Annotated in this window: 8 protein-coding genes; all 8 read right to left on the bottom strand. The window is 53.9% G+C overall.

Translation table 11 applies throughout. From position 1 onward, the window contains the following. Positions 1–594: 594 nt before the first annotated feature. The 8 genes from GK047_RS30465 to GK047_RS27820 all read right to left on the bottom strand — a co-directional run bounded on the left by GK047_RS30465 (position 595) and on the right by GK047_RS27820 (position 8,375). Positions 595–1,068, bottom strand: coding sequence for a toll/interleukin-1 receptor domain-containing protein (locus GK047_RS30465; protein ID WP_481856063.1), 474 nt, complete (start codon positions 1,066–1,068; stop codon positions 595–597). A gap of 536 nt (positions 1,069–1,604) precedes the next feature. After that, the gene (locus tag GK047_RS27850) at positions 1,605–3,305 is read right to left on the bottom strand and encodes a recombinase family protein (RefSeq protein WP_163953859.1); all 1,701 of its coding nucleotides are present in this window, start codon (positions 3,303–3,305) and stop codon (positions 1,605–1,607) included. An 18-nt stretch (positions 3,306–3,323) separates the two neighbouring features. Then, complete coding sequence (locus tag GK047_RS27845; protein ID WP_163953857.1) at positions 3,324–3,548, bottom strand: hypothetical protein; 225 nt, start codon at positions 3,546–3,548, stop codon at positions 3,324–3,326. A 238-nt stretch (positions 3,549–3,786) separates the two neighbouring features. Next, positions 3,787–5,835, bottom strand: a complete 2,049-nt coding sequence (locus tag GK047_RS27840) for a DNA primase family protein (RefSeq protein WP_163953855.1) — start codon at positions 5,833–5,835, stop codon at positions 3,787–3,789. 381 nt (positions 5,836–6,216) lie between these two features. After that, positions 6,217–6,843: an EcsC family protein gene (locus tag GK047_RS27835; RefSeq protein ID WP_163953854.1), complete on the bottom strand. Its 627-nt coding sequence runs from the start codon at positions 6,841–6,843 to the stop codon at positions 6,217–6,219. Positions 6,844–6,860: 17 nt separating this feature from the next. Further along, positions 6,861–7,049, bottom strand: a complete 189-nt coding sequence (locus tag GK047_RS27830; RefSeq protein ID WP_163953853.1) for a hypothetical protein — start codon at positions 7,047–7,049, stop codon at positions 6,861–6,863. Between the two features lie 502 nt (positions 7,050–7,551). Beyond that, positions 7,552–8,001, bottom strand: coding sequence for a hypothetical protein (locus GK047_RS27825; RefSeq protein ID WP_163953851.1), 450 nt, complete (start codon positions 7,999–8,001; stop codon positions 7,552–7,554). Beyond that, on the bottom strand, positions 7,971–8,375 hold the full coding sequence (locus tag GK047_RS27820; RefSeq protein WP_163953849.1) for a hypothetical protein: 405 nt from the start codon (positions 8,373–8,375) through the stop codon (positions 7,971–7,973). The genes GK047_RS27825 and GK047_RS27820 overlap by 31 nt, the downstream gene beginning before the upstream one ends. Positions 8,376–8,393 lie beyond the last annotated feature (18 nt).

The following is an 8,393-nucleotide window of genomic DNA, read 5'->3' as shown; positions in this document are numbered from 1 at the left end:
AATTATCAGAAGTTGAAGAGTTTATAAGCAGTAATAAAGAATTTAAATCTGCTGGAGAGCTATTACTTCAAAAATTATCGATCAAGAATTAAAGTCACATAAGAAGCAAACATTACTAAACTAACGGTGAACGATAGCACAAAAATAACTCAGGCTGCCGGCATACTTGGCAGCCTGTTCAAGTAATGGGCAGTTTTGTTGAAGATCAATCGAGGGGAACCGTACCACAAGTAGCGGCAAGTTTTTTCGGAAAATCTCGCAGCAGGCTTGGAAAGACGCTTTTGGTGTGCATGGGTTTGGGATGGGCCACGCTAGACGGCAAGGTCGCCGCAAACGGGCCTCTGCGAGCTTTTTGGGATCACAGAAAGAGGCGGTACCTTGAAGGGGCTTTTGCTTGCGGAAAGCAAAAGCCCCCTCCGCTAGTTTAGCGGAAGGGGCCAGCTCAAAAAAATGCTTTTGGACTGTCGGGTCAAACTCGAGCTCGATTCCAGCGACTTTGTGCCTGTCCTTCATGTGGATTTTCTTTGTTACTTTTGTCTTGACAGAAGACCCTATCGCCACAGCTCAGGTAGGCAAACAGAGCTTAGAGGGCGACTAGCTCTGCGAGCTTGGCCGCGACGTCTGCCATTGCTCTTCTGCAGTGTCCAGGCCACTTCGTGATCCGAGCAAGGGACTGACTTCGCGGAGAGCTTCATACGTTGTCTCGTGTACAATCGGAACGAGCCGCTCACGGGCGAGGAGTGCCGAAAGTTCTTTGTCGGCGATGCCCTCTTTTGGAAGTCGGCGTAGAAGTGCAGGGGTAACCAGCACAATCCCGACTCGTGAGTTCGCCAAGCCCTTGTCGATGGCGCGTAGCAACGGCACGCCGAGGCCAACGTCCTTCTCGCTGAACCAGACGGAGACACCACGTGACTCAAGCAGATCGTGCAACTCCTTGGCGGCCCCCTGCCGGTCATCCCACGCATGGCAGAGGAAGACGTCCCGAAGGTTAGGCTGCTTCTTTGCCAGGTCTTCGACGATGTCGCGGACTGGTGTGAGTGCCCGAATTTGTTGAGGCGTGTACCACACGGATGAACCTGCTCCCGACCAGCGCGGCTTTGAACTGCGGCTGGAACCTCCGCTGCTGCTTCGGGCGTCCCCACTTCTCAGGGACGGGGAGTAAGACGAGGGCGAGTACGAACTGAAGCCACTGTAACCACTATTGCGGCCATAACGCCCAGCGCACGCTGGGCAGTTGGCTGCGGCACTCGCTGAGCGATGTCCATTTACTGGAGCTGTGCATCTAGCCATGTCCCTACCTCCTAAATGATTTTCCTAGTTATATATTACTTCCAAGCTGGAAAATAATCCATATATTTGATAGATTGTGTCGCATTTTGATTTGCCAGAGGTGTTTAGTTTGATATTTGACCGAGAGAAAGTTTCCGTGCCGGATATGTCGCTAACCTCGAGGAGTGAAGGATGGATCGGCTTTATAAGTAGCGGCAAGTTTTTTGGAAAATCTCGCAACAAGCTTGGAAATGCGCTTTGCGGGCCGTGGGTCGGGGAAGTGTCACACTTGGCGTCAAAGTCGGCGCAAACGGGCTTCTGCGAGCTTTTTGAGGTCACAGAACGATGCGGTATCTGGAGGGGGACTTTTGCCTGCGGAAAGCAAAAGCCCCCTCCGCCGTTTTGGCGGAAGGGGCCAGTTCAAAAAAATGCTTCTGGACAGTCGGGTCGAACTCTAGCTCAATTCCTGCGACTTTGCGCCTGTCCTTCATGTGGACTTGCTTGACCACGGTCTGGAGCAGCGTCTTCTGCGTCTCGGGAGGCGCTTCTTCGAGTAGGCTTTGGAACTGAGCGAGCGCCTGCTGAACTTGCTGGAGCGGGACGGGGTCGGAAGTGCTGTCTAACAGTTGCCTCTCAGCTTCGGCCTTTCGTCGCGAAAGCTGCTCTTGCTGGACTTTCAACTCGCTCAACCGTTCGACAAACAGTTCGTCGTCCACTCCATTCATCTCGAACAGTTTGTAGAACCGCTTACGCTGGCTATCGACCGCTGCCAGTTCTTTTTCGATCGCTGCCAGTTCCTTATGGAGCGGTGCCACACGCAGCGTTCGGTCTTTGTTGATCTTCTTGACGACGTCCTCCAGTATCTTTGGCTTCTGGACAGCCTCAGCAAGCCTCTCAAAGACGAAGCTCTCGACCATGTCTGCTTTAACGGAGTTTGAACTGCAAACTCGACTTCCACGGTTTCGGAAGTTGTTGCAGACGTAGTACCTTCGGTTGACCACAGTGCCGTCCTTGAGCGTGTCGCGGACGCGGTGCGCTCCCAGGGTCGTCCCGCACTGTGGGCACCTCAAGAGTCCCGTCAGGGGGTAAGTGCCGTCGAAGACGCGAGAAGGGGAGAACGACTTTTTGGCGAACAGGGCCTGGACGGTTTCCCAGAGGTCTTGAGAAACGATTGGATCGTGCTCGCCGTCGACGACAATCGGGTTTGGGTTGATGCCCTTGCGCCGCTTTTCGCTCCAGTTCTCGCGCACGTTGTATCTGATCTTCCCGACGTACACCGGGTTGTTGATGATGGTCTTGACAGCCACGCTGCTAAAAGCATTTCCCAGCTTGGTTTTCTTGTCTTCGTGATTCAACTGATTGGCGATCCCCTTCAGGCCTTGGCCGCTGGCGTACATGCGGAAAATCTTCCGAACAAGTTCGGCCTCGATCGGGTTGACGCGCAAGAGCGACTCTTTTCCGCTTCCTGCAGGAACTTCAACGACGTCGTACCCCAGCACTTGACCTCCGTTCCACTTCCCGTTTCTGGCTCGCTGCTTCATGCCCATCTTGACGTTCTCGACGATGATGTTCCTTTGGTACTCTGCCATGACCCCCATCATCTGCATCATGGCTCGTCCGGAGGAAGTGGTCTGGTCGAACTCGACATCGGACACGCAGCGCAACGTGACATTGTGGCGCTTAAGCAGTTCCATGATGAGCAGGAGATCGGAAAGCCGTCTCGACAGCCTGTCTGTTTTCCAGAGCCAAAGCTCCGACACCTTGCCGCTTTCAATGTCCTGCAAAAGCTGCATTAGCGCCGGACGCTTCTCGATCGACTTGCCGGAGATTCCGGCGTCAACGAACTCTTTGAACACGACCTTGTGTTCAGCTTTGCAGCGGTTTCTAATTTCCTCCATTTGGGCTTCGATGCTAAAGCCCAGTTCCGCCTGTTCCTCGGTTGACACGCGGCTGTACGAGACGACTTGCAGAACTGTCGGAGCGGAGAGATTTTTGAGCACGTTGAGGGGCTGTGTCTTTTGTTTTGTCGAAGCCATTTTCAAGTCCTCCTTGTTCTATGCGATTCGTCTGAACTCCCGCGTCCCGAGCAGTTCGGCGGTCAGTTCAAATTCGGCTTGTTCGTCGTCTTCTAGCTCCAGAGCGGCGCTGACGAGCAGGAACATCTGCTCGTCGACTTTGGCGAGAGCAACGCGTCTTACCGGTTTGGCAAGGTAGTCTTTGACGAGCGCGGCAAGAATCTCGATCGTGGTTTGGTAGTTGTCGGCAACGGTCAGTTGCATCGGGTGTCTCTCCTTTTTTTCGTGAAGTGGTTGGGGAGGGGCGGTACTGAAAAAGTGCCGCCCTGTCGCCCTTTGTTGCACCGCTTGGAAAGTCAGCCGCACTTGAGTCGCCCTGACCCGAACTGTGACGGTGAAGCGAACATCCGGGCAGTGCGTTGGAGTACGCCAGGAGTTCACTTGCCAGAACAAGACCTTTTCTTGAGCCTGTTGTGCCGAAGGCGAAAAGGGCGGCAGTGCGTCAAAAAGCCGCTACCAAGCTGACAAACTCGTACTTGCCGACGCAGGTTTGCTCAAAGCGGTAGTCGTCAAAGTCAAAACGCTCCGCCTTGCTGTCCAGCCACTCGTTGAAGCCAAGTCCATGGAACAACTTGACCGGAAAGTAGTTGAGATCGAATTGGATGCTTTCGTGGTCGAAAGCTTCCTCCAGCGCTTCCCGCTCTGCTTCCTCAAAGTCCGTGCCGCGCAACATCAAGTCTCCACCGTCGTCAGCATCTTCTTCAAGCAGCAGTTCCTCAGAGTCGTGCTCGAAAATTTCCTCGAACTTGCCACCGACAGTGATTCGCGCCAGTTCCGTTTGGTCATGCGGAGTTTCCTCACTTTCTGTTTGGTCTACTACTGCTGTGGCCGGAGGTGCGTCACCTGCAACGTCCTCGAACAAGTCAGTCATGCCCTGTTTTGCTTCCTTCAACAATGTCAAGCCGTAAAGGTACCGAACGCCGTCCGAGGGTCGTTCGTCCGGCATGGGAAGTCCGGCTTCCAGCAGCGCGTTTCGAAAGGCTGACCAAAACACTCTGCGGTCACGCGCGGATTTGGATGCAAAGTCCGTTTCTCCTTGTTGCCTGCACCACGTCTGAAAGCGGTCAAACAGTTCGTTTTTCCCAACCCTTTCGCTTTCGGTTCCTTGAACAACGAAGTCGGACACGAAAGGGATGACCGGGTTTTGCTCGGACTTGTAGCTGCTGATCGCCTGTGAAATCGCCTTGGACTCGGTGAAGTCGAAGTTCCGCTCTCTCAAGCGCCGAAGCCCTTCCATCGCGAAGTTGAAGATGCCCGGCAGTTCCTCCAGCAGCTTCTCCACCAGCATTTTGTCGACTTCCGCGCCTTTGAACACCCGTTGAAACGGAACGATGACCAAGCGACGGAAAAACCCGTGTGACTTGTCCAGTGTGGTCGGGAGGGCGTTCATGCCAAACAACAGCTTGCAGACCGGGCGGTAGCTGAACCCCTTCTCATGCTTGTTTTCTACCCGAATCATGTCGCCTGCTGTGATGCTTTTGATCTGCTGCGTGTTTAGCCCTTTTTCACTAAACTCGTTTTCCGACGACACGTTAAGCAGTTTTCCGACCAGTTCGGCGCGACTAAACGGTTGGCTCAACTCGTTCATCGCCACGTGGGAAACGTTCTGTTTGCCGCACAAGTGCTCGATGATTTCGAGCAACACAGACTTGCCGTTTGAACCGATGCCTACAAAAATGAACATTTTGTGGGCCCTCGTCTCTGCCGTGCAGCAGTAACCCATGATTTCCTGAACGACCTTGATGACCTGCAGGTCTCCTTGAAAAATTTCGTTCAGAAACCTGAGAAACCTCGGGCATTGCGCGTCTGGGCCGTACTCGATGGGGGTTTGGATGCTGGAGTGAAAGTCCGGGTTGTGTTCCTCAAGCTCGAACGTTTCGGTGTTGAACATCCCGTCCGTCAGGTTGAGATGGACTTTGTTCGCGTCAAACTCGGCAACGTGCTTGGCGAGCCGCGCCAGCGTCGCCATGTAGCCACTCTCCCACGCCGGTCGCCAGACGCCCGGCTGTTCTTCCTCGATCATCCTGAAAAGCATGCGGTGCAGTTGCTTGTCGGGCAACGGCCGCCAAACGCCGTGCTCGTAAAGGAAGAAGCGCTCGCCCTTGGTGATTCGCAACTCGAGCGTTCGAAGAACGTGCTTGGCGAACAGGTTGGGGTGGACGTCCGTGATTCCCTTCACGGGGTTGCAGTCAAAGCCTTTGCGTTCGAGTTCTTTGATTCGTTCCGGCGACAGGGCGGCTCCGCCAAGAGGCGAAGGCGTTGCTTCCTTGGCGGCGGCTTCCATGTGCAGCCTCAAAGCGTCGTTGAGGTCGCGTTTTGACACACCGCTGTCCTCGACCATCGCTTTCAGCCGCTGGAACTCGGCAGGGTCATCGTTCCGAGTATCCAGAAATGCTTGCAGCACGTCTCTTTCGAACGGAGCGCCCTTGTCTTGGCCGGACGTGAACTGCTCCAGCGCTTTGGCAACAAGCTGTCTTGTGTCGGTTTCCATGTTAACCACTTCCTTTTTTGTTTGGAGTGGTTCCCATTGTACGGGACGCGGAGGGAGACTGTCATTTGCCGAAATCGGGCAAATTCGGCTTTCAAGACGGAGGTCAACAGGTTTGGTTGGCGGTATTTGTAACGGTTTTCGCGGTGGACTTCCACGGCAAAAAGTTTTGAATGCTGATTTTCATTGGAAAAGGTGTGAGGAGAAGTGACGAAAAAACACGTGGTTATCTTAGATTTTCCTCCATTTTCTTCGTTTTCCTATGCTATTCTGTAGGTCGCGAAGGTTTAAGGCTGGACGTCCACGGCTTCCCGGCTTTTCAAACAAAATGTGAACATTGTGTGAATAAAACGCCCCCCTCGGGTGTCCCGAAGGGCGTCTTCTTTAGGCTTTGCCGACAAACGTGTCACGTGCGACGTTCCCGACGATGTTGGTCGTGATGCCGTCAAACAGGGCGTTCGTGACGCCGCCGACCACGGGGACGACATTGGCTACGGTGGTCGCGCCGCTTTGGCCCAGTTTCGCCGCAAGCTTCATGGCAACTGCTTGTCCTACCTTCTTGGTCACTTCGCCTGACATTTTGGCAAGAACCTGTTCTGTCAGCTTCGTACCTACGACGATGCCCACGTTCCTGAGGATGCTTTTGGCTGCGTTACCCGCCAGACAAGCGATGGAGAGTGCCTTGACGCGGTCATCTTCCGGGTCGAAACCGGCCAGGATGGCGATTGCTGCAACCATGCGAAGCTGGAGGTAGAAGGAGCTTATGATGTTTGCCGGAACTGCAACGGGGAGCGTCACCACTCCTCCCACACCAGTCAAAAAGCCTGCTGCCGCTGCCTTCGTGTTTTGGGCACGGATGAGGGCGTTGACCTTTTCGGTTAGCGTCCCGTCACGTGTCTGGTACTCTGCGGCCAACTCGGCAGCGGACTGAGCTTTGGGCATGCCACCTTGAACGGACTTGTCGTACACCCAGGCGAGCAGTTTAGTGATAGTGTCTTGTTTGAGCTTCAAAGTGCTTGCTCCTCCTTTTAGGCTTCTTGTTTCTGCTCCTTTTTGCGTCTAGTGAAAAATTTGACGATTTTATAGATGAGGGCAATAGGGAATGTAATTACGTCCCACAAAAACTTAAGCCCAATCCAGGCCATGATGAAAATTCCTCTGAGCCAAAGTCCCGCAATCGTTAACACGATGATAACTCCAATGATAATGGTCAACATTTTCCATCTTCCTTTCGGTTGTCTGTACTGAAAGTGTTCGAAGTCGCGCTCGACGATCGGTCGAAGTGCAGTAAATCAAGCATGTCATTGTCGGGGTTCCGACTGTGAGCAGCCCTGCCGCCCTGTTGGGTAAACTTCTTGCAGGGTATGCATTTCTAGCGTTTCGACATTCGCCCTTTAGGCGAACTGAGCCGCACTTTGTGGACGGGCTAAGGAAAGGGCGGTTGAGTGTGGCTTCAGGGCAGTGCAAATGCCTTGAGCCGCTTAGAAGTGCGTCGAGTAAGGCACTTTTGGTTCGAGTTGTGAGCGACGTTTGGTGAAAACTTGTTTTTTTCAGACGGCACAGCCACTTTGTGCCTTCTTTTGGTTTTGGCGACAGGGCAGGACAGGGCGGAAGGAGAGCGGCTGAAAACCCTTGTGGCGGTTGGAAGTGCAGCAGGGCGGAACGTTTCGGGGCTAGGTACGGGGGAAAGTTGAACTTTTTCAACTTTCGTACGAGAGGTTACTCACGGGTCAAAAACGGGTCTTTGAGCTGTACGTGAAACGGCTCACCCAGTTCTTTCACCCAGCGGTCGGCGCTTGCTACGTCTCCGCCGTGAAAGAGAGGGGCATCCCCGAAACTTTCTTCTTCCCAAACAAAGTCCGCCGTCTGTTGCTGCTCGTCGACTGCGAGGAAGAAGTCGGAGCCGTCAACGTACGGGTTGGTTCCTGCTTGGGCGTCAGTGGTTCGCAGGACGACGCGGACGCGGTGCGTCGGCTTTCGACCAGACAGTGGGTGCGGGAGGTTCTCTGCAAGAAGATCGGAGAGAGGTTCCGCCGCTACTAGCATGACCCAGACGTTCGTCCCGTTGCTGTCGACGGTGACGTTTTCGTTCCGATCGAAGGTCTCTTTCAGCTTCTGGAGAACCAGTTCGTTTTCCTTCAGCTTCTTTCCGCTTGGTCTTTCAGCCATTGTTCCACCTCCTCGTCGTGCGCTCCAGTCTGCGTGAAGAACGTCATCAGGTAATCGTTGTCGTACATTACCGCGATTTTGTACGCCTGGAGTCCTTCGCCTATGTCGAGCAGTTCGACGTACTCGGGGCAACTGCCCAGCAGTCCGCCGTTATTGCGGTTCAGCCCGACGCTGTCGAGACCGCGGACGTTGTCTCCCGTTTCGAGAACGACGATGTAGCCATGCCTGCTCAAACAAAATTCGTTCTCGTCTTCGTCATCAAGCTCATCCCTTAGTTGCAGGAAAAAGTCCTCGACTTGGTCGAGAAATTCCGCCGGAAGTACTTCCGCGCGACGCAAAATGAGAATGTCCTGCTTCGTTTTGATGATTCTCAATCTACACACCTCCTGGAA

The sequence above is a fragment of the Paenibacillus sp. SYP-B3998 genome (genome assembly GCF_010820665.1).
In the GTDB taxonomy this organism is placed as follows: domain Bacteria; phylum Bacillota; class Bacilli; order Paenibacillales; family NBRC-103111; genus Paenibacillus_E.
This window is presented reverse-complemented; position numbering and strand designations above follow the sequence as displayed.